Here is a 24,253-nt window from a genome sequence, read left to right on the forward strand (position 1 = left end):
GTTCACAATTTTTGAGGAAAATAGGAAGTATCGTTCCTGTTTCTCGATGAACCGTCAAAAATATATTTCTTGACTTTATGTAAGAAATGAAGTATTATACTCGTAAGAAACTAACTTACGAGTATATAAATTCGATAAATACACTTTGGGGAGGGAACAAAATGAGCCGATTTTACTGCCGCGATGAGGAACTTCGGAAGTTAAACAAACGATATGAGAATGGAAAGTTTGAATGCGTTGTCATTTACGGCAGACGCCGTGTTGGAAAAACTGCGCTGATCAATGAATTCTGCAAGGATAAACCGACCATTTTCTTCTCTGCCTTGAATACGACCGGAAAAGAAAATCTGGAAGCCTTGTCCAAGGCAATCATGAGTTTTGAACGACCCAATGCAGAATCATCTCCGGAATTTACAACCTACGATGCAGCATTGGACGAACTGACAGCTCTCTCCAAGGAGCAGCGGATCGTATTTGTAATTGATGAGTATCCTTATCTTGCAAAGGCTAAACCCGCTATTTCCGCAATGCTTCAGCACATCATCGACCATAAATGGACAGAGTCCCAAATGTACCTGATCCTGTGTGGCTCGTCCATGAGTTTTATGGAAAGTCAGGTTTTGGGCAAAGAAAGCCCTCTGTATGGGCGCAGAACAGCGCAATTCAAGATCATGCCGCTGGATTACAAGGAAACAGCGGTGTTCCATCCGAATCTGTCCGAGGAAGATAACGCCCTGATTTATGGCATCACAGGCGGCGTTCCGCATTATATCAACAAATTGGATGTTCGGGACAGCGTAGATGAAGCACTGATGGAAAACTTGTTTGACCGTTCCAGCTACCTCTATGAGGAACCGGCCAACCTGTTAAAGCAGGAGCTGCGTGAGCCGGCAATTTATAATGCAATCATCAAGGCAATTGCAGAGGGGGCTTCTCGCCTGAATGATATCACCACGAAAGTTGGTGAAGAAAACTCTGTGGTGGCGAAGTACCTCAAAACGTTGATAGACCTTGGAATCGTCAAAAAGGAAACGCCGATCACTGAGAAACCGGGCAAAAAAACGATCTATCTTCTGGCAGACAATTTTTTTCGTTTTTGGTACCGTTTTGTGCCGGTCAATGCAAGTGCCATTGATTCGGGGCGGATCGCAAAGACCTACCCCCATGCGGTGAAGCAGTATTTTCCAGACTATATGGGTCTGATTTTTGAGAAGATGTGCCAAGACTACTTGCTCTATTATGCGAATGATCTTCCTATCGAGTTGAGTGAGATTGGGCAGTGGTGGGGAACCGACTCTCAAAAAAAGCAGCAGATACAAATCGATATTGTCGGTAGGCCGGTTGAGGGCAATGACTATATCATCGGCTCCTGCAAATATCGCAATGAAAAAATCGGTTTGGACGAACTGGAACTGATTCGGGAATATGCAGCAGTCTTTGGGAAAGGAACAAACTACCACTACTACATTTTCTCGAAAGGCGGATTTACGGACGGACTACTTCAGGCACAGGAACGCGGAGAAGTACAGCTGCTTACCCTTGCCGATATTTTTGAATAACACAAGAAACGCTCTTGCCGGTGTAAAACTGGCAGGAGCGTTTCTTGTTGAAGTGATTATAAAAGACCTTTGATTTACTTCTTCCAAAGCCTGTCTGATGGGTTTGTTATGGCTCCCCATCGCCGCAGCAGTCCACAGGCGGTTTTGAAAGATAAATCTCCTTCATTTTTATTTTCTGCTTAACGGCAGCAATAAAAAAGACCCCCGCAGCGTATGATTTGACGCTGCGGGGTTTCTCAATTATTCGGTTTGTATTGCAGCACCTTCTGGGAGAACGTCCGATCGAAGAACTGGATGAAGGGCCCAAGGCAGAACGCACAGATCAAGGTGCCAAGGCCCACAAGGCCACCCAGCAGCCAGCACAGCAGGGCGCTGAGCGCATCGGTGAAGATGCGGCACCCGAAGTACGGGCAGGGTGTGTAGTCCCGCAGACCGAGGGAAAGGTAATCGTAGGGCGCAATGCCGAGGTCGGCGGTCTGGTAGAGCGAAGCACCCAGCGCCGTGACCAGCACCGCCGCGATGACCCACGCCAACTGCACCGCCAGCGACGGCGCGTCGCCGAAGTGGGCGTGAATGGGGTCATAGAACGCCGTGACGATGTACCCGATGCAGATACCGTTGACGAAGGTGCCAAGGCCGATGTACTTGCGCCCGAACCAGAATTCCAGCAGGAAAAACAGGATGTTCGTGCACAGGTTCTGGGTGCCCAGCGAGATGCCGAGCAGCTCCGCCAGCCGCATGTTCAGGGCGCTGATGGAGTCGTTGCCGAGGTGGGACTGCTTGAAAAGCGCAATGCCAAGGGCGATGATGACGATGCCCGCCACCATGCCCACCACCCGCCGGGCAGTCGGTTTGCGCAATGTGGTGCCGTTCATAGGGGATTCTCCTTTAGCGTTTCTTTTCCCCTATTATACGCCTACTTTGGGCGGGAGACAAACTATTTATGGAAAGATACAACGATATACGAGGGATCCGCCTTACCCCTTTAATCTCACCTCAATCCGTTCTTTCTCCAGCCCCTCCCCGATCACGATGAGCACTTCCTGCCCCTTGGGGATAGCGTTTGCCGTCAGGCCGTCGGCGGTGGCGTTCAGCTTCACCCAGCCGTTCTCGTCCTGTACGAAGCCTTTCGCCCGCAGCACATGGCCGCACGCGGGGTCGGTGAAGAGGGCCGGGATATTCTGTTCGAGCTGCTGGCACGAGAGGCCCAGCTCCAAAAAGTAGGCCGAACCAAAGGCCCTATGCGGTTGGCGTTACCTGCTTCTAATTATAGCAAAAGGAGGTTCTTTTTCTACCGTTTCAATGCTACGGCTCTATTCTTCCACAAGCATAGCTTGTGGTTTTCTCTATGAATAAGAGCGGGGCCTTGCAAAAGGCTCTGCTCTTGTTGTCTAAGAAAGTATTGTCATTTCGAGACAGAAAGAATATACTTATATTAAATGATAAATATATACCGGTTTACAATGCATATAGCGGTCAGACAGAAACCATGCAGGCAAAATGGGCTAACCTGAAAAAAATGGAAAAAGAAACATTTGCAAAGATTATTATGGGAAAAGCAGATATCAGCGAATTTGATACTTTTGTTGAAAACTGGAAGAATCAGGGTGGTGACCAGATTCTCAAAGAGATCAACGAAGAATTAAATAATAGCTCTGGTAATTGATTATAGGCAGTATGAATCATAAGTATTTATGATGGAGCGAGGAGAAAAGAGATATGAAGGATTTTGAAAATGATTTGATTTATTATCCTAATCCGGACCCGGTCAAGGAACCGAGATTTATTTTAAAATCTGTAGATGAATTGGAAAAATCAACAAAATACAGTGTTACCTGCAATGGAACAGAGCGTGTGGTATACCATACAGATTCGTTTGACTATGTTGTAGTAGTAGATAACGAAGCGTATGATCTGGAGATTTCAATCCATACACCATATGAAAAACTTGAAATCCGTCCGTCCAGCTTTGGCATAGTTCCTTTTGTAAAAGGAGAAACAGTCCATATCCATCTTGATGAACCGAGAAAGTTTACTGTAGAGACAGATGGTGGTCTTCATGATGCATTGTTTGTGCTTTGCTCGCACAGGATTGAGAAGCCGGCAGATACCACCATCTGCTTTGAAAAGGGCAAGGTATATAATGTAGGAGTTCTTACCTTAAAGTCCAATGATACGGTTTACATAGAGGAAGGTGCTGTTGTATCAGGTTGTGTATACGCAGACCATTGTGACAATATTTCCATTGTAGGAAACGGAATTATCAATGGAGCCTGCTGGCATCTGCCGGACAGTAATGCAGACCGTTTCTTTATCTATGCCAAGTGGTGTAATAATGTACTCTTAAAAGGCTTTACTGCTGTAGACGGTCCTTCCTGGCATGTAGTTCCTGCGGCGTGTGACCATGTTGTGATTGATGATATGAATATTTGCTTATGTGTGATAAAGAAGTAATAGAAGTGTAAAAAATTTTGCCGTTCCTATCCGGCACTTGCGCTTTGTGTCGGATAGGTCGGGCGGTCATTCGGGCAAGTCCACCTTGCCAACGAAAGAGTAATAAATCTCAATGTCCTGTCTGCGTGTGCCGTTTTCATCGTAGCTGCACTCATGCACAACGATTTTCTCTACAAACTCACGTAAGAGGGTGTGGGTCAGTTCTTCAAAGTTCATGTGCTTGCGGACAATGTTCATAAACTTTTCTGCGTTTACGGTAGCTTCCTGTGCTTTGGAAAGCTCCGCCTGTATTCTGGCAACACGCTCTTTCAATTCCTGCTGTTCGGCTTCATAGTCTGCCGAAAGCTCCGTGAAACGCTCGTCAGAAATGCGACCGCTTACGCTGTCCTCATACAGCCGCTTGAAAATAGCGGAAAGTTCACCGATACGCTTTTCGGCAGCTTCCAGTTCCTTTTTCTTGGCGGCGTTCCGGCGTTTGCCGCCGTCCTCGTTCTGCTCGATCAGCAGCTTCATAAACCGGGCTTCATGCTTTGCCGCATAGCTCGTCACTTTCCGTAGATTGGAGAGAACGCCCGCAGTCAAAAGGTCGGTGCGGATAAAATGTGCGGTGCAGTCATGGGTGCGCTTTTTGTAGTTCCCGCAGATATAGCAGTCCTGTTTCCGCTTATCGGTCTGGTAACGCTGCTGATACATGACGCTGCCGCAGTCCGCGCAAAAGAGCATACCAGAGAACAAACCCACTTCATCATAGCGGTTCGGACGCTTGCGCTGTTTGCGTAATTCCTGCACACGCTCCCATGTCTGGGTGTCGATGATAGGCTCATGGTGGTTCTCGAAAATTGCCTGTTTCTCAATGGGATTTTCTATGCTGTGCTTGGTCTTGTAGGACGGTTTCTCCGTCTTGAAGTTCACCAAACAGCCCATGTACTCCCGGTTTTCAAGGATATGCACCACGGTATTTGTCGCCCATTTGCACTCATAGCCGAGGTGGTAGCGGCGGGTGCTTCCCGTCCTGCGGTATTCCAGCGTCCCCGGCGTTGGGATTTCCTGCTCGGTCAGCATACGGGCTATCTTAGTCGGACCGTTCCCGGCAAGGCACAGACGGTATATCTGCTTGACTACGGGTGCGGCTTCCTCGTCAATGATGAAGTTTTCGTCCTCGTCCATGAGGTAGCCATACACAGGCTTGCTTGTGATGGGCTTGCCACTCATGCCTTTTGAGCGTTTTACTGCTTTGATTTTCTTACTCGTATCTCTCACCAGCCATTCGTTGAAAATGTTCCGCAGAGGGGCAAAATCATTGTCGCCCTGTGCGCTGTCTACTCCATCGTTGATGGCGATAAAGCGGACTCCTTTTTGTGGGAAAATCATCTCGGTATACATTCCCACCTGCAGGTAGTTTCGCCCTAACCGTGACATATCCTTTACGATAACGGTAGCCACTTTCCCGGCTTCAATGTCCGCAAGCATGGATTGAAAGCCCGGTCTTTGGAAGTTCGCACCAGAATAGCCATCGTCCGTGTACCAGCGCAGATTGGAAAAGCCGTTCTGCTTTGCGTAGGTTTCAAGGATACGCTTCTGGTTGGAAATGGAATTACTTTCGCCTTGCAGCTCGTCCTCATGGGATAGTCTTGGATAAAGGGCAGTGATTTTCTGGGTGGTCTGTCTTAACATAAAATCCTCCGTTTCCGACAGCCAGCCCCACTATTCCGTATTTCGATTATACCACATGGGGCGGCTGTCTGTATAGCGGCTTCTGCTTCTTTACCGCCCGGTAAAATGACGATTTTTCTGTGCGGCTTGTAGCGTTAGGGCGAAAGCTGGGCTTTGTGTCCTGCGGCGGCTTCCGCCTCCAGCACTTTCATCATCTTATCGGCTGCTGTGTCGGTGGTATCTTTTTTGAAAAAGCCGGAAACGACAAGGACGGTGTTGCCCATGCGGATCTCTGTCACGCAGTCCGGGCAGCGTTCCGGGGTGGTGTTCTGCTTGTTCTCTGCCATAGGCAACTCCTTTCATTTCATCAATTCTTTTAGTCTGTTCAGCTTGGCTTGCGCCGTTTCACGGCGGAAGTTCTCTCCCGTAAAGAGGATAGGGGCGCACATTTCCAAAAGGCGGTCATAAATCCGGGCATGGGCGGTGTCCAGCGGATTTTGCAGGCTGTCCAATGTCAGATTGGTGGTAACGATTAAGGGCTTGCGGCTGCGGTAGCGGCTGTCAATCACATTGTAGACCTGTTCTAAACCGTACTCTGTGCCGCGCTCCATTCCAAAATCATCAATGATAAGCAGAGGAAAACGGCAAAGACGCTCGATATACTCGTTGCGCCCCTCAAAGCTGGCGGTCAGGTCATTCAAAATCGCAGAGAAGTTCGTCATGCGGACAGCGACTTCCTGCTCCATGAGGGCATTAGCGATACACCCGGCAAAATAGCTTTTTCCTGTGCCGACCTTGCCCCATAGCAGATAGCCGATATTTTCCTCGCGCATGATTTCCCAATGCTCCACATAGAAGTGTGCAATCTCCATTTGCGGGCATTTCCCGTTGTCGTTGGCGAAAGTCCATTCCTGCATGGTAGGATTGGTAAATCCCCGGCGTTTCAAGTCCTCCACGGTGTCAAGGTGCTTTCTGCGCTGTTCGGCGGCTTCACGCTCCAAACGCTGGGCTTTCTGGCAGTCACATTCTGCCGGGTGGCGGTCACGCCCAAACAGGGCGGCTTGCTTTTCCAGGAAGTAGGCTTCTTTCGGAGTGTGACACTTGCCGCAGTAAAGCAGTCCGTCCTCGCCCGTGTAGTCCTCCGGCTGTGGGGTAACAGCCGCCATATTCAAAACTCGTTCTGTAAACAGATTACTCATAAGCTCTCGCCCTCCTTGCAGGTGTATTCGGGTATGCCCTGTTTCGGGGCAACCTTTGCGGTATCGTCTGCCGCCCATCTGCGGATAGTGGCGGCGTGGTTTTTATATTTCTTGCCCGTGGACGCGATATAGCCGGAAAGCCGCTCAATGTAGTACGCCCATTTTTCGGGCAGCTCCGCTTGCAGTTCGGAAAGCTCCGTATCAGTCAGAAATACATTCTCATATCTGCCATAGCTGCGGGCGAGGGCTTGTCCCTTTAACTCTCCCTCTTTTTCTAACTCTATATCTATCTCTTTCTTTATCTCTATCTCTGGTGGACGAATGTCGGACAAATGTCCGCCATTTGTCCGCGGCGGCAAAAGTGCCTTATTTTCAAGCCTTGCGGCGCGTTTCCGTTCCGCTTCGGTAGAGGATTGACCAATCATCAGCTCGATGTCGGTCATATAAAGCAGCCCGCAGTCAAGCTGCTCCACAAGTCCTAACTGCTGGAAGATGGCTAATGCCCATTCCACCGTCCCGATTTGGTGACGGGTCAGCGTGGCTATCATCTGGGCGGTATAGGGGATATGCTCGTCAAGCTGCAATCTGCCGCCATTTTTCAGCGATTTTAAGTACAGCTTCAAGAGGATATTGGAATACAAAATCCCGTCTTTCATGTCCTCCAACAGCACAATGGAATCGCTGTCGAAGAAGTTTTCTTTCAGTTTGAGGTAGTAATATTTGCGGTTATCTGCCATTGGCGGTGTCCTCCCTGTGTTTCCATCTCTTAGAGAAATACCGGGGGCAGAGGACGATAATCGCCCGGAAGCTCTGCTTGCAGCCGTGTGTGCAGCCCCGGCAAAGGTCATTGTAGGTAATACGGTTTCGGTGGTTGAGGAAAAAGCTCCATTCCAACCGCCGCTTTTTGCTCATGCGTGGCATTTCTCGCTCCTTTCTGCCGTTTCCGCTGGTATAAGCGGATAGGTCGGTAAAAATGTAGTTTCTCGGTGTCATTTTCGGGGATTTCCTGCGCTGTGCGCCCCGTTTCAAAGGTGGGCAGTATTGCGGATAGGGTGCAGGGCATATCCCCGTTTTGGTATCGTTTCGGGGCGGTTTTTAACGCTCATGTTCGTGCTTTTTCTCTCTGTCTTTCTCGCCTTGCAGGATTTGAGAAAGATTGCTTTTCACGGTATGCAGCTCCTTGACACGGGCTTTTTTCTCCCGGTATTCGTTGTAATGGGCGTTCTTTTCGGCGGTAAGCTGCTCGATTTCCGCTTGCAGGGCTTTATGGCTTGGCAGCTTGGAAACGCCATGCGCCCGAAAATAACGGGTGGCTGCGTCCGCTATGATAAAATCGCTTTCGTGCCGTTCCCGGTAGACGCTACGGGCTTTTTCCGTTTTCTGCGCTTTCAGACCGTCACGGGCAGGCTTGGTCTTGGCATAGGCAAGCACCTGTGTCTGAAGCTCCTTTTTCTCCCGGATAGCAGCGTCCAGGGCTTTCAGCTTGGCGGTGCTGTCCTGTAAATCCGCATTGGCGGATACAAGGGCTGCGTCCAGCTCCTCCGGCGAATAGCCGTACTGCCCGTAGGCGGAAACGGTAGCCGCCATTTGTTTCAGATTGTGGACTGCCGCCCAGCGGTCATAGCCCGCGCCCTTTCCCTCCGCTCGCTTCGCTGCCCGGTCAACCATGCGCTGAATACCGTCCTTTTCCGGGGTGGTTTGGACAGCTTTTTTGCCCTGCAAACGCTCCCTTATGTTGCGGGGGTATTCGGGTACGGTTGCGGTCTGCTCGGCGGCTCTGTGGGCGTTCTGTTCCAAAAGGGCAAGAACGGCAGCGCGGTCAAAATCATCTCCCAACTTGCGGGCGGTAATGGGCTTTGTCCTGTCCGGCGTGAGGTAGGATAGCCGCCCTCGGCTCTCCTTGACAGTCACGCCCTGTTGCAAGAGAACGGCGGTGAACTCGCCATAGTTTGCGGCAGAGGACAGCGCGGTGCGTATGGCCTGCCGCAATTTTTCCTTGTCTGTTTCAAACTTCGTGGGCTTGGCTGGCTGCTCCTCGGCTGGCAAGGCGGCAGCTTCCTTGTCCAGCTTTGCCTGCCCTTTCCGCTGCGCCCAATACTCACGCTCGGTAATGCGGCTTTTGCTGCCATGCAAAAGGTCGATTTGATAGAGATTTTCCCGGTGGCACAGCTCCATGACTTCGGCTTTGAAGTATTCCATCGCCGCGTCTGTGCAGCGGTGTTTGCACCCGGCGCGGGTGTCTGCCGGTCTGTCCATATAGGGCAAGAATGGAACTTCGGCTATCCGCAGAGAATTGATAACGATATGCACATGGATATTGCCGCTGTGGTTGTGTCCGTCCGGGTGGGTGCAGACAATGGCTTGGTGTCCAGGAAACTGCTTCCGGCAAAATTCCTCGCCCAACGCCTGCGCCCGGTCTACGGTCAAACCGTTGTCCACCGCGTCCCGTGGGTCAAAGCTGATAATGTAGTGGTGGCTTTTTACATCTTCCCGCTTCTGGTTCTTCCCATAGCGGAGATTGGAGCGCATACAGGCAACGGCAAAATCCTCGTCGCCGCAGTTCAGCGTGGCTATTCGATAGTCCTCCCTGAGCATGAGCCGCCCGTTTTCATCAAGGGTGGGCTTCATGGTAAACTCGTCATGTTCAAAGGTGAGGTACTGCTCGGCTGCGCCATAGTCCGCATTTTTAGAGCTGATATGTTTGAATGTTGCCAACAGCGTCACCTACCTTTCGCAGGACTTCAAACTTCAAGGCAGCAAGGTCAGAAATGGCGGCGCGGACTTCAACGGACAGGGCGTTGTATGGTGTGCCGTACTCGTTGAGGGCGCGGGCAATCTGATTGAGGTTGCCACCGATTTTTCCATATTCGGCGGTCAGCCTGCCAACGGCGGACAACAGTTCATCATTGACCGGGGAAACGGTAACGATGGGGCGAATGGTCGCCCGTGTAATGGCTTGCCGGATAAATTCGGCTTGGCTCATGTCATAGTGTTTCAGCCGCTCGGTAAAGTCGGCGTATTCTTCCTCGGTCATGCGGGTTTTGACCACATGGCAGCGGTGGGGCGTGTTGTATTTTTTCTTCAAGCGTTGACCTCCTTTCTCGCCCGACAGGGCGCATGAGCAGGGTTTGGGGAAGGCACTCCCCAACAAGATTTACCAAAGGGGGCAAAACCGCAGATATGCGGATTTTGGCACCGTGGTAGAATCTTGCTCTAAAAAACTACCGCTTTCCTCGGCGGCTCTGGTTTGCGGATATACTGGCTTGCTCCACCAATATAGCGATTGCGGCGGCGTGTTCTGCCCGCTGTTCACCACTACAACGGTGAAAAGGGGTCGTTTTGGCAAACGCAGCGGAAATTTTTTTGTTTTCCCTGTCTGCTCCCTACAACAATCCGGCGGTGTGGTTTGCCAAAGATTTTTGAAAATGGGCGCAAAAAAAGCAGTAAACCTTTTCAAGATTTACTGCTTATCTACCGCTGTGATGGGCGGCGGTATTAAATTGTCAGCCGTTTTTCAAATGGAATTTATCTGCAATCGCTTTCTTTCCGCTTTCCAATTCCTTTTCTGTAATCTTCCATAATCCTAACGCAATGATCTGCTATCTTTTGCATTCCGAGTTCTTCAAAAAAGGCAATTTGTATTTTCATCAGTTCTTCACAAACAGTCAACTTCTGCTCATCCATATTACTAATAGCAAGCCATGGGAACGCTTTATATTTCTTAGTGTCCCCAATGAGAAAATTGTACCCTATCAACTCATTTTCACGGAAAACGAAATAGAATTGTGGGCCTGAACCTGGAACTGACTTTTCCATAATTTGCTGCATTGTTCTCACGCCGCCGTATGCCGGAAAAAAACCTATTCGCTCAAGAGCATTTAATATGTCAATCCTTTTATCTGTGGGTATGTCTCTATAATTGATAATCTGTTCCATTTGCTCTACCCTCATTGAAGTTTAATTTGTCAGGCTCTAATTATACAACTTTTCTGTTTAGCGGTCAAAGCGGAACTTCAACAGGCTTTCTATCAGTTGCCTGACAATATGCTCCTGCATATCCGTGTTAATCTGTCCGTCCATTTTCGCACAAGAGCGGACATATCCCGCATAATGGGATAGGACGGCGGCAACAGCTTCCGGGTCGCCCTCGCTTGCCTTAACGATTGTCTCATAGGGAAGTAGCTGGCTCATAGGACAAACCCTCCAACTCTGCCCGTAGCCGCCGTAAAATCATCTGAATACGCCGCCCGGTTGTGTTGCCAGCCCGTCCATATCTCCGTCCAATCTCCCTATGCGTCAATCGTTGGAAGTAGTACAAGAAAATGATTTCCTGTTCCATCTGTGATAGTGCGGACAGGGCTGCGGCAAGCTCTGGACTTTCCAAAAGCACCATCTGACCACAGACGAAAAGCGGATAGCTGGTCATGCCGGATTGCTCCGCAAAGTATTTATCTGTGGTACTGAATGGATAGTGTTTTTCTTCTATCAGATATTCAAGCGAGATTTCCCGCTTGCGGCGGCTCCGTATGCTCCGGGCTGCGTCTATGGCAGCGTGGCGAATAACAGTCTTGCAAAAGGCATCGTGTGTATGCCGGATATGTTCTTGATACTTTTCGTGTTCGGTCATGGAAAATCCCCCTTTCTGAATAATGGCAGAGGGCGGCAGCATCTTGTGCTGTCGCCCTCTTGATTACCGAACAGCAAAGACGGGCGGGGCTGTCAACGGCGGCGCATTTGCGCCGTTCATCTTGACCGTTGACAGGCTCGGCTGGGTTTGCTATCTGCTCACGGCAATTCACTCTCATTGATAGGAATTGCCTCAAGTTCCGTATTCAAATTGTTCCAATAAGAGCCGATATCCGCACTTGTGAAATACTTAAAACCGCCTGCTGCTGACTTCAATTCGCCGTTTTTAACCCCATAGCAGGCGTAAATCAAATCGTAGCTTGTTCCATCTGAGAGGTTAAATCTAAAGCTGGTCACATCTGCTCCGGCAGTTTCCTCAGTCGTTTTGTCTTTTAGGGATAAGCCCTTGAACTTATCATATAGGGTCTTTATATCATTTTCAGCAACAACTACTTTCTTTTCTGCTGATGCAGGCACTCCGTCATAGTGGTACATTTCAACGTTTTCGACATCTTCAACCTCAAATGGGAAGTCGATTTTGACAGGCTCATAAGCAATGTTTATAGGTAACAGAAAGAGAGCTGTAAAAATTGCAATGATACAAAGAGCGATGGAAACGAGAACAGCAATCGTTATCTTTTTTCTGCCTCTCTGCTTTTCTTTTGCCTCATGGCGCATAATAACGCTTTCGCTTTCTTCGTGAAGAACATCTTCGCTCGTGTGAGAAAGCAATTTCTGATAAATTGCGTTACAGTCAGCACAGGCGTTCAAATGCTCTTTTACCATCTCTGCGCTTGCTTCGCTGCAAGCACCGTCAACATACAGCGGAAGAATATCTCGAACAATATCGCATTGTTTACTCATGCTTTTCATCCATCCTTTCTTGAATTTTTAGCTTTGCACGATGATAAGTAACTCTCGCCCATGATTCTGTTTTTCCAAAAATTGCAGCGATTTGTGAAAAAGATAGTTCCCCGAATACGCGAAGCTGAAAGACTTCTTTGTATGGTTCTTCCAAACGGTGAAGAACGAGGTGTATGCGGAACGCCATGTCAGAATCTGCAACTGAGTTCTCAACATTTTCATTTGATGGCAAGTCATTGATTTCACTCACATCAGCTACTCGCTGACGGCTTCGCATTTCATCATGGTAAAGGTTTTTTGCTATGGAGCAGAGCCATGTCAATTCATCTGACTTACCTTTGAATTGTGATGTTGTAGAAACAGCCTTATAGAATGTGTTCTGCGTGATTTCCTCTGCTATCTCACGATTTTTGGCAAGAGAAATAGTATACGAGTATACCTGTAAATAGTAGGCTTTATAGAGCTTTTCATAGTCCATACTTGTCATCACCTCCTTCAGCTTCATAGGTTAGACGGAGAAATCGGAATTTCGTTACAAAGAAGTTTGAAATTTTTATACCTTTACGCTACTCTTGCTTTGTGCGGACTATTGGTAGACGCGCATTAACGGCAAGTAAAGAGATTGCTGTGTCAGCTTGATATGTTCAAATGCTAATTAAGTATAGCATACAGCTATGAATTTTTCTATTGCGTTCCCCTGACTTCGGAATAGTGGCAGGGCTGGCTATCCTTGTTTTGCTTTGTGCTTCTCTACCGTACATGAGCATTATGTCGAGGATTGTAACGGGAGACGGTATTGATATTACGAGCAGCCAGGACGTAGAGGTAAAAAATTGCTTTATCCGTTCCACAGACGACAGTATCTGCATCAAATCCCAAAGATTGTTTGAAGATCCGTCAACGGTACGTGACGTAACAAAAGTGCATGTTCACAATAACGTGATCTGGAATGCAGAACCCGGTAATGCCATAGAGCTTGGTTATGCCCTCCAGAGCGAAATCCACGACCTAGTATTTGAGGATTGTGATATTATACACTGCCAGTATGAAGGAAACATGGGTGGTGCGGCGCTTTCCATCCATCAGGCAGATGGCGGCCATGTTCATGATATACATTATAAAAATATCAGAGTAGAGCAGGCAGAACAGAAACTGTTCGATATTAAGGTTCTGCTTTGCAGATATACGGAACAGCTTGCCAAAGGAGAGATTAATGATATCTATTTTGATAATATCCAGGTGCTGAACGGAGATATCCCGGTCTCCATGATCCGGGGGTATCAGACACCGACAGAAGAAGTACGTGTCCATGATGTCCATTTTGATAACATTACTTTTATGGGGAATAAGTGTGAAACCTGGCAGGATATGCGGCTTGTTACAGAACTGGCAAATGACATTTATGTCAATGGTGCCAGAATATGCAGACAGATGAAATTCTGAGAATATCACCATATAGAGATGGTTTTATTACTTGCAGCAAGGAGGGTATTTATGGAACAAAGCAGCATGCTTTTCCAAAAAGACGGAAAAAATTATTTACAGCTGGACTGTGAAAATGCAAAAGAGCTTTCTATGAAATGATATGTACCCGGTTTTCTGGACACCGGTTCAAAATTGAATAATTAAGCTTCCATCATGGATGCTTCCCTGAATTTAGAGGGAGGCATCCATTTTGTTTTCGCTTGGATCCTGCTGTTATTGTAATAGTCGATATAATCAGCAATAGCTTTGGAGAATGCTTCAAAGGAAGGATAATCTTTCTCAAAACCATATCCCATTTTTCAGGTGTGGAACGGAATACATGGACCTGCTTCTTATAGGGGCAGTGGGCATACAGGCAGGTGCGGAACTTGAAATCGGGTCGATAGTACGGGCACAGCTTGCAGCTGTCCGGGGCACGGTCAGAACCTTCGCCAGCGGCGATCACATGGTGCATGGAGTGCTGAACATGGCGCAGAGCTTCGTTTCGCTTGTGGCGCACTTGGTATCACCTCGTTTCTCCAGCGGTGCCATCAGATCTTTGTAGCAGGGAACCAGCACACAGGGCTTTGCCCGCTTGTAGGGACACCCTTCGCACTTGCTGGGGCCTTTGGGCGGCTCGATCAGATAGTAGCAGTTCTCTTTACCGAGAACGCAGCCCTTCTTTCGGTTCTTCCAGAAGAAGCAGTGCCGGCAATCTGCCGGGCGGGAAGCGTGGTAGCGGATACCGTCCATCGTGACGGTCAGAACTTTTTTCATCGGTAAACCCTCCTTTGGTGGATTCGGGAAGTTCAGCCCGAAAACAGAAAAAGCGCGTTCCTCTTTCTGTTCCGAGAGAACAGCGAGTGAACGCGCTATGTATGGAGAAAAGTTGTTTTGCACGGTTTCTGGTAGGAATGTGAAAAATAGATTTACATAGTTTATCTTGTATTTACATGGATTTACAGGAAAGCGGTTACCAATTTTAGCAGAAAGCATAGAAAACGGCGATTTTGGCCTCAATTAGCTGGAAAGCCGATTTTATTAGCTGGAACTGAAAATTCTGCTAATGGCATTCGCTGGCTGATTTTGGTGACAGGTTCAAAATGAAAAATGCGAAGATCGTCTTTCCAATGGAAAAATGACCTTCGCATTTTCTTGAAATGGCGTCCCCGATGTGATTCGAACACACGGCCTTCCGCTTAGGAGTAGGGGCTGAAGCCATAAATCCTAGGCAAAAGTAGGTAAAACAAGTAACGTTTTATCAATTGATTTTTTGTTGCGCTGTCAATCTGAGTAAAGAACACAAACCCCGAAATAAAACGAGTAAAAGGCTTTTCATTAACAGAAAATTAGCAGAGCTAATGAAAAGTGGAAGGTTCATTGTAAAATGCCCACCTTTCATTAGCTGGGAAGTGTACGTTTCCCTACGGATATTTGCTTGTTTAGCATTCGTGAACCAGACCATACAGCCGTAGCTGGTGTGATGGACAAATGTTTTCAATAGAAAAAGACCAGAGCTTTCTGCGAGAAAACTCTGGTCTATGTAACAGTGCGAATGGAAATGCGCATTGTCTTGTAAAAGGAAGGGGCTTATGGTATTCTTACGGGAGTAAAGGCACTGGATGCAAGGAACTTTGCGTGATTTTAGGAGTGTGCGATGGAAAAGAAATTTAATATTGTAGTCGGTGAAGATGGAACTGTAAAACTCCCAGATGCGGTTCTGGAAAAACTTGAAGTCAAACCCGGAGAGGAAGTTCGCTTCGAGGTAGATGACAATTTCTATGCAGTCAGGCTTCTATCGCGGATAGAAGCTGAACGCTTGGATTACTTGAATTGGATGCATAATAAACATTGCCCCTCTATTGAGGAAATGATTGCAGAGTCGAGAAAACAAGCCACTCAGAACATTGTGATCTCCCGTATCCTTGATGGGATGCCGGCAGAAAAAATCGCAGAAGGCTATGAAGTTTCACTCGATTATGTAAAACAGCTTACACATCAGCTGAAGATGGACATAGAGGAAGCTAAGGCGAAAAAACACAAAGAAACGGGATCATCCTAAAACAGATAGCGGCAGTTTTCCATATACGGAAAACTGCCGCTGTTTATGTATGCAAGCGCGTGATATGAATCTGTGTGTGTTGGCAAAGAAATGCGGAATATCGTATTCCACGATCCAAACCACTGCTCGTCGGGGAGGCCAGTTAAGCGTAGAGACGATTGAAAGAATCTGTCTGGGTTTGGAAATTACACTAAAAGACTTCTTTGATTCCTCATATTTGTAGTAAAAAGCCGCTCACCATGCTGGAAACCTGCACGGTGAGCGGCTTTAATACTGCTTCTATTTATCCTTTGGCAACCTCCAGATAAACGCTATTCTCCATGCTCATTACTATTGAAGGAATATACGGGATCGCATTGTCATTATACCGTGTGGAAATAGTGGTCGATTTCATCTCTGTATGAGTTGCTAAATCATAAAGTGACCAGTTGCGTTCTTTACGGTGGGCGGTTATAGTATTCAGAATATTATCCGCCGCCGCTCCTCACTTTCGCACAATAAACTTTTGCTTATTATACTGTACTACGCAAAAAACATATGCCTTCTCGTCGCATAAAAAGTACGAAGTTCGGGAGTGTTAAAATCATGGATAGCCTGTCCGCATTTGACGATTTATACACTGCCATCGAAGCGTGCCTCATTTACCCTGATGAAGTCATCGATCGTTTGGCACGGGCATTCTACCCAGCCATCCTTGCCTGCTGGAACAGCGAGGAAGGCCAGCGTGAGTTTGCTGCATGGCAGGCGGAACAGGTTCATCTTGCTGGAAAAGAGAAGCAGGAAGTTCCCGCTGGGGAACTCCCTGCTGTACATATCATTCTTGTCTGTGGCTTTTGGCAGGGTACGTCCGGGTGGGCGCACCCTGTTTTTTTGTTTTTAATAAACAAGATGGAGCAAATCGGCCAGTACGATCATAGCAACAATTATAGCAAAAAGAAACACGGGCAATCAATCTCCGGGCTGTGATATGGGATTACCCGGCCAAATTGATTCTTTTCCGCAAGCTCCCGGCACTGCATTGCATCCAGATGCACCGGATACCGCAGGAAGAGCATCTGCCCGTTTTTCAGCATTTCTGCGCTCAGGCTGCCCGCATCCGGGGTGCCTGTCATGATGCCGTGTGCTCCGTGCGCCACCATTTCGCGGGCGCGCTGCCCGGCTTTTCCTGCCAGCTGCGGTCCGCTGAGAAAGACAACGCCTTTTTCCCGGCTGAGGATAGCATCCGGCTGCACCCAGTCCGCAAAATGCGGCGGCACAGGCAACAGCCACGGTCCACCCAGCTGGATCTGCTGTAGCTGACGAAGGAAATGCGCATCGCCGTAAAATTTCAGATTCGGTGCAAAGCGTTTCAGCAACAGAAGGATCTCCGGCCCTCGGCCATATTTCGGCACCGGGAAGAACAGGAGCTGTGTCTGTTTCAGGCACTGCACGGTCTCCACACAGAGTTTTTTGACGCAAGTGTTCCAGTCTGCGTCCGTGCTGCCGTAAGCCGCATCCAGAACGGCCAGATCTGCCGTCTGGCTCCGCAGCGGGTCACAGGGGTAGAGCGGGCTGTGCTCTGCATAGTCGCCAGAAAAGAGAATGCTCTTTCCGTTCCATTCAAATCGCAGCCAGACGCTGCCTGCGCAGTGCCCGGAACGCCCCCATGTGACCTGCAGGCCGGGCAGTTCCGGCACAGAGCCGGAGCCTTTGCAAGGGCAGAGACTTTCCAGCGTTTGGATATGATTCAAGGAAAAGGGCAGTTGGGTCAGAGTAGGCAGCGTAGCATAGACCGGCCCCTGATACCCCTGCTGCGCCAGCCACGGCAGCGCCCCGGTGTGGTCTGCGTGGCTGTGGGTCAGAAAGACAGCCCGCAGTTTTTGAATCTGCTCTGCATTCAGCCGGGGCAGGGCGTCCTCTGCGCCAGCCAGCAGACCGCAATCCACCAGAAAAGCAGCACTATTCTGTTCCACATAAAAGCAGTTGCGGCCATGTTCGCCGCAGCCCCCGGCAATAAAAAGTTCCATCTCAATGCACCTTCCGATGATCGATCACCGTGTTCAAGATCAGCAGTGCCGTGGTCGAAAACAACACACACAGCACCGCCATCGCCATGCCAACCGAAACGCTGCCCTGCTCAAATTCCCGCACGATAAAGGTGGAGACCACCAGTGTGTTGGGCGGAGCGATCAGACTTGCCGTTACCAGTTCCCGGAAAGCGATGATGAAGGTCATCATCCAGCCGGTGGCGATGCCCTGCCGGATCAGCGGCAGGGTGATACGCCGCAGGATGTAAACCGGGCTTCCGCCGAACACCTGTCCTGCCGCCATCAGGCTGTCACTGATTTGGGTAAAGGACGAAGTGACGTACTGCACCGTATAGGGAAGAAACAGCACCACATAGGCCAGAACCATGATGCCCATAGTGTTGTACAGCGGCAGGATGTTGTAGATTTGGTTCCAGAATAGCATAATTCCAATGACCAATACAATACCCGGCAGCATTTCCGGCAGCAGACCAATGGCTTCTACCACCTTGCGCAGTTTGGAGTGCGACTTCCGCACCGCCAATACCAGCAGAGTGCCCAGCACTGCACAGATGGTAGCCGAAGTGACCGCAAGAAAAACGCTGTTCTTCAAAGCACTCAATCCCTTTTCGTTCTCGGTGAACAGTTCTACATAATGTGCGATGGTAAAGTTGCCCGGTGCCAGACCGTAGCCGCGGAGATTGATGAGAGATGTGGAAATGACCGAGAAGTACGGAACCCCAACTGCAATCAGCAGCACCAGAACGATATATGCCCACGCAGCGACGGTGGCTCCTTTGCCCATGGACTGCTCTACGCGGCGGGCACCCTTGCCGCTGACCAAATTGTAACTTTTGCGCGTGGTAATGTAATTTTGCAGCATCCACATACACAGACAGATGCCTACCAGCACGGAGGAGAGCGTGGCTGAACTGCCAAAGTCGATGGGGGCTACGGTGGCGTGGCGGTGGATCTCGGTGGTAAACACCTCAAACCCGATGCGCTTGCCCAGCGTAGAAGGCGTGCCGTATTCAGACAGCGTTTTCACAAACACCAGCAGCGCACCGATGGCGTAGTTGCCGGAGAGCAGCGGCAGAAAGATCTTGCGCATCCGGGCAGAGAATCCGGCCCCAAACACAGCACCTGCCTCTTCCAGACTGGAGGGGATATTCAGCATGGCGTTTTTGAGCATGGTGAGCATGAACGGAAAAACGTGCAGGCTCATCACCAGCACCAAACCGCCCAGAGTGAAGAAGATCTTTTCGCACCCGGCAGCTGCGGGGATCAGCTGCTGCAAAAGCCCCTTTTTCTGCATAAATAAGATCCAGCCCATGGAGGCAATGTAGGGCGGCGTCATGAACGGGATCATAAAGAGGATGTCAAAGACACGGTAGCGGGCAAACTTTGTCCGGGAGAACAGATAGGCCAGCGGTGCGGCAATCAGAGTAGACAGCAGCACCACCAGCACACCCAACAGCAGCGAATTGCCGATCATGTGGGCGTTTTCCGGGTTCAACAGCGTCTGCACAGCGGGAGAAAAGTCAAGGCGGCCATTCTGCATGACCGCCTTGGCAAAAATCATTCCCACAGGACAGACGATCAGAAAGATCAACACCACTGCCAGCAACAGCAGCGGAAGATCCGCCTTACGATTCGTCTGTTTCATGGAGCGTTACCCGTTGCTGGCACCGCAGATCTGGTTGATCTTTGCGGCATCATCGCTGGCTTCCGCCATCATCTTGTCCCAATCGGGCGTGATCTGAGGAATATCCTCCAGATTGCTGCGCTTGTCGCACTTGATGTCGGTGCGGCCGGGCAGCAGATAAGCATTTGCCACCAGCTGCTGTGCCTCATCGCTGAACAGATAATCAACAAATGCCTTGGCATTGTCCATGTTGGGAGCCGTTTTCAGGATCATTGCCGGGCGGGGGTTCACGATGGTGCCGCCTGCCGGGTAGTAGATGTCCAGCGGCTCGCCCTTATTCTTGGAAGAATAGGCGTTGTAGTCCACGCCGGCCACAAGGATGCCCACTTCGCCGGTGGTGACAGCTTCCAGTGCAGCCTTGTTTGCGCCGGGGACCGTCATACCGTTGTCGGCCATAGCCTGAAAATCATCCCAGCCATTCTTGACCACATAGCCTGCCACAAAGTCCTTGCAGGCACCGGACTTTTCCGGGTCGGGGATGGCCAGCTGATCCTTATACTCTGCGTTGCCAAGGTCTTTCCAGTCGGCATCAAGCGTGGAGAACACCGTGGTGTTATAAATAACGCCCACAGCGGATGCACTGTAACCAAACAGCACACTGTCGTCATCCAGCCAGCCGTCCACGATGAGGTCGGAGTTTTCCGGGGTGTAGCTTTCCAGCTTGTCATCTGCTTTCATGGACAGACCATCCGACCAGGAAGCCAGAATCACTACATCGGCCACAGGGTTTGCTGCTTCGGCTTCCAGACGAGCGAGGATCTCGCCGGTAGTGCCCTGAAACTGCTCTACCTCGATACCAGTCTTTGCCGTAAAGCCCTCGGCCAGCTTATCGGCCAGACCAGCCGGAGAAGGCATATAGACCGTCACTTTGCCGGTGCCGGATGCGGCAGCGGGAGTGCTATCGCTTGCCACGCTGGAAGAAGCTGTGCTGGAAGCAACCGTGCTGCTTGCGGAGCCGCCGCAGGCGGTCAAGGCGGCAGCGGCAGTCAGAGTACCCGCCACAGCAAGAAAATTACGACGGCTGATTTTATAATTACGCATAAGGATTCTCCTTTTTCATTTCCAATGATGTATCATCAAGCCGCACCTTGCGGCAGGAAGCTGATTCAGACGGCAACGATGGCACTACGGGGCAGATAAAGCGAGATCTTTTCGCCCACCGAGACCCGTCGGGGGCTGATATATGTCCAGTCCTGTCCGTTGTGGTTCAGCTGTAGCTGGTAGCTGCTGCCAAGGAACTGCACCGCCGTGACATCGGCATCGTATTTTTCGGCCTGCTCGGTGGGAACCGTCTGTGCCTGTTCCGGGCGGAACAGATGATTCTGGTCGAGCCAGTTGGAAGAGCCTACAAATCGTGCCACGAACTCCGTTGCCGGATGGGAATAGATTTTTTCCGGGGTATCATACTGCTCAATTTTTCCGGCGTGACAGACCGCAATTGCATCGCTCATGCTCATGGCCTCAATCTGGTCGTGGGTCACAAACACGCCGGTAATGCCCAACTTGGTGATCAGCGTCCGCAGTTCCGAGCGCATCTCTTCCCGCAGCAGTGCGTCCAGTGCGGAAAGCGGCTCGTCAAACAGGATGCAGGCCGGTTCAATGACGATCGCGCGGGCAAATGCCACACGCTGCTGCTGACCGCCGGACAGCTGATGAGGATACCGCTGGGCAAAATCATCCAGCTGTACAGCGTGGAGTGCATTTTTCACCTTTTCGTCCAATTTGTCCGTCTTGCCAGCCGCCCGCAGGCCAAAAGCCACATTTTCAAAGACAGTCATGTGCGGCCAGAGGGCAAAATCCTGAAACACAAAGCCAAGGCCGCGCTTTTCGGGCGGGATATTGATCTTCTTTTCCGAGGAGAACACACAGCGATTCTCAAACCAGATCTCACCGCTGTCCGGCGTTTCCAGTCCGGCGATCATCCGCAACAGGGTGGTCTTGCCGCAACCTGAAGGTCCCAGCAATGTGGTCAGGCTGCCGCTTTGAATGACAAAGCTGGTAGGCTGGATCACCTGCTTTGCGCCAAAGGATTTTGTAACATGAACGAGCTTGATCTCCATATTTTGCACTCCTACTTTTGATACCTGCTCTATGGTAGCACGAAGGATTTGTGCAAACTATCCCAGTGGCGTAAATCTCATGTAAAAGTTTGGCAACAAAAAGTCCCCGCTGAACCTTAAGATCCAGCAGGGATTTCATGAAGATATAAATATCCGAAAATAAGCCCATCCAGAGGAAAGTCAGGCAAGATGGAACAGATCAATCAGCACCACCATTGCAAGGCCATAGTAAACGACAACCGCTACCAAATCGTTGATCGTCGTGATCAATGGTCCGGAAGCAACAGCCGGATCAATATGAATTTTATGGAACAGCATCGGAACCAATGTGCCCACCAGACTGGAAACGACCATGGCGACAACAAGTGATGCGCCTACACAGCCAGACAGCAGAAGTGCCGTATTCCAAGCGTAGCCTTTGAAAAAGTGGATATAACATCCCAGAAAACTCAGCGCCATTACGGCCAGAATCGTACCATTCAGCAATCCAACTCTGACTTCTTTCCAGAGCAGCTGAAATTTCTTGGATACCGTCAGATTTTCGTCTACCAGAACTCGAATCGTAACGGCCAATGACTGCGTGCCGACATTTCCCGCCATACCCAGCACCATAGACTGAAAACAGATCACAACCGGAAGCACTGCTACCACCGATTCAAATGCGCCAACGACCGAGGAAACCAGCATTCCAAGAAATAACAGAGCGGTCAGCCACGGAAGACGCTTTTTCACACTTTCAAAAACGCTTTCCCTCAAATCTTCCTCGCCGGTCAGACCACCCAGCTTTGCGTAATCATCGCTCATCTCATCGTCAACCAGTTCCACCACATCGGACGATGTTATGATACCCATCAATTTGCCTGCCTCATTCAGCACCGGCAGACTGCGCTCCGCATAGTCCACAATGCGCTCGATACAGTCGCTGATTTTTTCCCGATCTGTAACGTAGGGGTAAGACCCAACGATGAGTTCCGCAAGAGGATCTTCTGCACGTGCAATAATCAAATCTTTTAAGTCGATTGCACCATAGAAATGTTCATTTTCATCCACCACGTACAACACAGAGATGTTGTCATTCTCCCCGGCCTGCTTGACCAGCTCACTCATAGCCTGCCGGATGGTCATATCATTTTTGATGCGGATATAATTCGTCGTCATTTTGCTGCCGATCTCATCTTCGCTATAAGAAAGCAGCATCTTTACGTCTTCAATCGAATCTCTGTCCAGTTTGTTGACGATTTCACCCTTGTCTATCTCGTCAAGGTCTTCCAGCGCATCTGCCGCATCGTCCGAGTCCATGTTGGAAATAACTTTTGCAGCCTCATCTCTGGATAATTCTTTCAGATACGGCTCTGCATCGTCCAGATAGGCGAAGATCTCAGCCATTTCGTCTACTCCCAAAATGGGATAAAGCGACTTGCGTTCTGCAGGCATGAGCGCTTCCAAAGCATCCGCCAGATCTTTTTCATGGTAATCCGACAGTTTTTCGGCCAGTTCAGCCTGAGGTATATTGCCATGAATGATGTTCAAAATTTCCTGCACATAGTTTTTCTGCATGATCTGTCCTCTTGATTCTGTTATGTCAATCAAAAAATATCGTTTCACTTCAAAAATTCGAATTCTATCATAGCACGTCCGTCCTGTGACAGCCACCATTCCGGTGTAAACCCTTTGTAAAATCAGATATAAAAAATTCCCGTCAAAGCAGCAGACTTTGACGGGACGAAAGAAGAAAAGAAAGATACTCAATTGATGCACAGAGCCATTCAAGCTATAACCTGATCTCTTGCACAGAGCATACGTTGATGCCGCTCTGCCCTGTACCATGGCAGATAAAGAAGCAACAGGACTGCAGCAAGAACCGGCAGAAAGCCCAGTAGATAAAAACGTTCTCCAAAGCAGTGGGCGAAAAAGGCAGTAATCGCATTGCCCTGCGGATCATTGAGAAAGAAAAAGTTTGTTTTCAGCAGCCGATTCAGGAAAAAGATCGGCGTTGCGATTGCACACAGAAACGCCAGTACCCAGCGGATATGATGCACCTGCGGGCGAAATCCGCCAGCAAGCAGAAGGACCGGATAGAGGATCAGCAGAACGTGAATGCTATAGGAATGCAGATGCAGCAGGTTCCAGACCGGGAGCCGCTGCCATGAGGGGCTCAACATTGCGACCACTGCTCCCGGAATACAGAGCGCATAAAGGATTTCCTTGCTCCAACGGCTCTGGTGTATGGCATCGTACCAGCAGACAAAGATGTTGATGCTGCACAGGTGGAGAGGCAGATAGGTCACGTTCCATTGACCGGTGTACAGCAGGACGGCCTGCTTCATAAACTCATCGGCCAGCATCAGGACAAACACAGCGCGAAGGATCTGATGCCGGGTCACTTCCCTGCAGCAGTAGTAGATCACCGCACAGAGAAAAATGACCGCCGCTGCTCCCAGCAATTCTGCCCAATGCGTTGCACTGAACAAAGAGAAGGCGCGGTAATCCGCCCCGCGTTCTGCCTGTATCGTCTGCACGGATTTCCAGAAATCTTCCATAGGATTCTCCCTTTCTGCGATTTCATTCTACAATAAAATTGTATCATCGAAATCCAGTCGA

The 24,253-nt window shown here is 49.5% G+C and carries 29 protein-coding genes; 7 read left to right on the plus strand and 22 right to left on the minus strand.

The features are described from left to right. The first annotated feature begins 161 nt into the window (after nucleotides 1-161). A complete protein-coding gene (locus ACKXF9_RS12620) occupies nucleotides 162-1,559 on the plus strand; it encodes an ATP-binding protein (protein WP_418266442.1) in 1,398 nt (465 codons plus the stop codon). A 236-nt stretch (nucleotides 1,560-1,795) separates the two neighbouring features. Here ACKXF9_RS12620 and ACKXF9_RS12625 read toward each other — a convergent pair whose 3' ends face one another. Both ACKXF9_RS12625 and ACKXF9_RS12630 read right to left on the minus strand, forming a co-directional pair. Further along, nucleotides 1,796-2,434, minus strand: coding sequence for a YczE/YyaS/YitT family protein (locus tag ACKXF9_RS12625; RefSeq protein WP_339396332.1), 639 nt, complete (start codon nucleotides 2,432-2,434; stop codon nucleotides 1,796-1,798). 102 nt (nucleotides 2,435-2,536) lie between these two features. Next, complete coding sequence (locus ACKXF9_RS12630) at nucleotides 2,537-2,776, minus strand: GTP-binding protein (protein WP_156073389.1); 240 nt, start codon at nucleotides 2,774-2,776, stop codon at nucleotides 2,537-2,539. A 131-nt stretch (nucleotides 2,777-2,907) separates the two neighbouring features. Here ACKXF9_RS12630 and ACKXF9_RS12635 point away from each other — a divergent pair, with 131 nt between their 5' ends. Further along, entirely contained in the window at nucleotides 2,908-3,225 is a 318-nt protein-coding gene (locus ACKXF9_RS12635; RefSeq protein ID WP_418266443.1) for a hypothetical protein, read from the plus strand. Between the two features lie 53 nt (nucleotides 3,226-3,278). Further along, nucleotides 3,279-4,013 (plus strand): hypothetical protein, encoded by a 735-nt coding sequence (locus ACKXF9_RS12640; protein ID WP_317393132.1) that lies wholly within the window; start codon nucleotides 3,279-3,281, stop codon nucleotides 4,011-4,013. 66 nt (nucleotides 4,014-4,079) lie between these two features. Here ACKXF9_RS12640 and ACKXF9_RS12645 read toward each other — a convergent pair whose 3' ends face one another. The 12 genes from ACKXF9_RS12645 to ACKXF9_RS12700 form a co-directional block, all read right to left on the minus strand. Next, on the minus strand, nucleotides 4,080-5,687 hold the full coding sequence (locus ACKXF9_RS12645; RefSeq protein ID WP_418266444.1) for a recombinase family protein: 1,608 nt from the start codon (nucleotides 5,685-5,687) through the stop codon (nucleotides 4,080-4,082). Nucleotides 5,688-5,821: 134 nt separating this feature from the next. After that, complete coding sequence (locus ACKXF9_RS12650) at nucleotides 5,822-6,013, minus strand: transposon-encoded TnpW family protein (protein ID WP_118700283.1); 192 nt, start codon at nucleotides 6,011-6,013, stop codon at nucleotides 5,822-5,824. A 12-nt stretch (nucleotides 6,014-6,025) separates the two neighbouring features. After that, entirely contained in the window at nucleotides 6,026-6,865 is an 840-nt protein-coding gene (locus tag ACKXF9_RS12655; RefSeq protein WP_161116805.1) for an ATP-binding protein, read from the minus strand. Further along, the gene (locus tag ACKXF9_RS12660; RefSeq protein WP_418266445.1) at nucleotides 6,862-7,602 is read right to left on the minus strand and encodes a phage replisome organizer N-terminal domain-containing protein; all 741 of its coding nucleotides are present in this window, start codon (nucleotides 7,600-7,602) and stop codon (nucleotides 6,862-6,864) included. The genes ACKXF9_RS12655 and ACKXF9_RS12660 overlap by 4 nt, the downstream gene beginning before the upstream one ends. After that, on the minus strand, nucleotides 7,592-7,786 hold the full coding sequence (locus tag ACKXF9_RS12665) for a hypothetical protein (RefSeq protein ID WP_006573562.1): 195 nt from the start codon (nucleotides 7,784-7,786) through the stop codon (nucleotides 7,592-7,594). Before ACKXF9_RS12665 ends, ACKXF9_RS12660 begins: the two co-directional genes overlap by 11 nt. Nucleotides 7,787-7,960: 174 nt before the next feature. Further along, nucleotides 7,961-9,580, minus strand: a complete 1,620-nt coding sequence (locus ACKXF9_RS12670; RefSeq protein ID WP_418266446.1) for a relaxase/mobilization nuclease domain-containing protein — start codon at nucleotides 9,578-9,580, stop codon at nucleotides 7,961-7,963. Continuing rightward, nucleotides 9,552-9,950: a plasmid mobilization protein gene (locus ACKXF9_RS12675; RefSeq protein WP_040647222.1), complete on the minus strand. Its 399-nt coding sequence runs from the start codon at nucleotides 9,948-9,950 to the stop codon at nucleotides 9,552-9,554. The genes ACKXF9_RS12670 and ACKXF9_RS12675 overlap by 29 nt, the downstream gene beginning before the upstream one ends. Before the next feature lie 440 nt (nucleotides 9,951-10,390). Continuing rightward, nucleotides 10,391-10,816, minus strand: coding sequence for a hypothetical protein (locus ACKXF9_RS12680; RefSeq protein WP_005921288.1), 426 nt, complete (start codon nucleotides 10,814-10,816; stop codon nucleotides 10,391-10,393). 42 nt (nucleotides 10,817-10,858) lie between these two features. Continuing rightward, nucleotides 10,859-11,056 (minus strand): helix-turn-helix domain-containing protein, encoded by a 198-nt coding sequence (locus ACKXF9_RS12685; protein WP_005921293.1) that lies wholly within the window; start codon nucleotides 11,054-11,056, stop codon nucleotides 10,859-10,861. Continuing rightward, nucleotides 11,034-11,534, minus strand: coding sequence for an RNA polymerase sigma factor (locus tag ACKXF9_RS12690; protein WP_004853592.1), 501 nt, complete (start codon nucleotides 11,532-11,534; stop codon nucleotides 11,034-11,036). The genes ACKXF9_RS12685 and ACKXF9_RS12690 overlap by 23 nt, the downstream gene beginning before the upstream one ends. Nucleotides 11,535-11,650: 116 nt before the next feature. Beyond that, nucleotides 11,651-12,355, minus strand: coding sequence for a zf-HC2 domain-containing protein (locus ACKXF9_RS12695; protein ID WP_005946129.1), 705 nt, complete (start codon nucleotides 12,353-12,355; stop codon nucleotides 11,651-11,653). Further along, nucleotides 12,348-12,860, minus strand: coding sequence for an RNA polymerase sigma factor (locus tag ACKXF9_RS12700; RefSeq protein WP_003533443.1), 513 nt, complete (start codon nucleotides 12,858-12,860; stop codon nucleotides 12,348-12,350). The genes ACKXF9_RS12695 and ACKXF9_RS12700 overlap by 8 nt, the downstream gene beginning before the upstream one ends. A 254-nt stretch (nucleotides 12,861-13,114) precedes the next feature. On the opposite strand from ACKXF9_RS12700, the gene ACKXF9_RS12705 reads away from it, so the two are divergent. Further along, nucleotides 13,115-13,798: a glycosyl hydrolase family 28 protein gene (locus tag ACKXF9_RS12705; protein WP_418266447.1), complete on the plus strand. Its 684-nt coding sequence runs from the start codon at nucleotides 13,115-13,117 to the stop codon at nucleotides 13,796-13,798. A 182-nt stretch (nucleotides 13,799-13,980) separates the two neighbouring features. Here ACKXF9_RS12705 and ACKXF9_RS12710 read toward each other — a convergent pair whose 3' ends face one another. Further along, complete coding sequence (locus ACKXF9_RS12710) at nucleotides 13,981-14,136, minus strand: IS3 family transposase (RefSeq protein WP_418266448.1); 156 nt, start codon at nucleotides 14,134-14,136, stop codon at nucleotides 13,981-13,983. Nucleotides 14,137-14,281: 145 nt separating this feature from the next. Then, nucleotides 14,282-14,596, minus strand: coding sequence for a hypothetical protein (locus ACKXF9_RS12715; RefSeq protein ID WP_418266449.1), 315 nt, complete (start codon nucleotides 14,594-14,596; stop codon nucleotides 14,282-14,284). Nucleotides 14,597-15,476: 880 nt separating this feature from the next. Between ACKXF9_RS12715 and ACKXF9_RS12720 the strand changes: the two genes are divergently transcribed. From ACKXF9_RS12720 to ACKXF9_RS12730, 3 genes are all read left to right on the plus strand, one after another. Continuing rightward, nucleotides 15,477-15,881 (plus strand): AbrB/MazE/SpoVT family DNA-binding domain-containing protein, encoded by a 405-nt coding sequence (locus ACKXF9_RS12720; RefSeq protein ID WP_015536742.1) that lies wholly within the window; start codon nucleotides 15,477-15,479, stop codon nucleotides 15,879-15,881. A gap of 49 nt (nucleotides 15,882-15,930) precedes the next feature. Beyond that, nucleotides 15,931-16,104, plus strand: a complete 174-nt coding sequence (locus tag ACKXF9_RS12725; RefSeq protein ID WP_255535605.1) for a helix-turn-helix domain-containing protein — start codon at nucleotides 15,931-15,933, stop codon at nucleotides 16,102-16,104. A gap of 362 nt (nucleotides 16,105-16,466) precedes the next feature. Continuing rightward, nucleotides 16,467-16,847, plus strand: coding sequence for a hypothetical protein (locus tag ACKXF9_RS12730; RefSeq protein ID WP_223388105.1), 381 nt, complete (start codon nucleotides 16,467-16,469; stop codon nucleotides 16,845-16,847). On the opposite strand, the gene ACKXF9_RS12735 is transcribed toward ACKXF9_RS12730, so the two are convergent. From ACKXF9_RS12735 to ACKXF9_RS12760, 6 genes are all read right to left on the minus strand, one after another. Further along, nucleotides 16,805-17,887 (minus strand): MBL fold metallo-hydrolase, encoded by a 1,083-nt coding sequence (locus ACKXF9_RS12735; RefSeq protein ID WP_418266450.1) that lies wholly within the window; start codon nucleotides 17,885-17,887, stop codon nucleotides 16,805-16,807. The two genes, ACKXF9_RS12730 and ACKXF9_RS12735, sit on opposite strands and share 43 nt — an antisense overlap. 1 nt (nucleotide 17,888) lies before the next feature. Further along, a complete protein-coding gene (locus ACKXF9_RS12740) occupies nucleotides 17,889-19,553 on the minus strand; it encodes an ABC transporter permease (protein WP_207686079.1) in 1,665 nt (554 codons plus the stop codon). A gap of 6 nt (nucleotides 19,554-19,559) precedes the next feature. Beyond that, a complete protein-coding gene (locus tag ACKXF9_RS12745; RefSeq protein ID WP_418266451.1) occupies nucleotides 19,560-20,633 on the minus strand; it encodes an extracellular solute-binding protein in 1,074 nt (357 codons plus the stop codon). 65 nt (nucleotides 20,634-20,698) lie between these two features. Beyond that, nucleotides 20,699-21,652 carry an ABC transporter ATP-binding protein gene (locus ACKXF9_RS12750; RefSeq protein WP_112115029.1) on the minus strand — a complete coding sequence of 318 codons (954 nt, stop codon included), beginning with the start codon at nucleotides 21,650-21,652 and terminating at the stop codon, nucleotides 20,699-20,701. Between the two features lie 180 nt (nucleotides 21,653-21,832). After that, complete coding sequence (gene mgtE, locus ACKXF9_RS12755; protein ID WP_418266452.1) at nucleotides 21,833-23,209, minus strand: magnesium transporter; 1,377 nt, start codon at nucleotides 23,207-23,209, stop codon at nucleotides 21,833-21,835. A 209-nt stretch (nucleotides 23,210-23,418) separates the two neighbouring features. Beyond that, nucleotides 23,419-24,192, minus strand: a complete 774-nt coding sequence (locus ACKXF9_RS12760) for a TIGR02206 family membrane protein (protein ID WP_418266453.1) — start codon at nucleotides 24,190-24,192, stop codon at nucleotides 23,419-23,421. Nucleotides 24,193-24,253: the final 61 nt, after the last annotated feature.

It is taken from the genome of Faecalibacterium sp. 9 (genome assembly GCF_048320955.1).
GTDB lineage: Bacteria > Bacillota > Clostridia > Oscillospirales > Ruminococcaceae > Faecalibacterium > Faecalibacterium wellingii.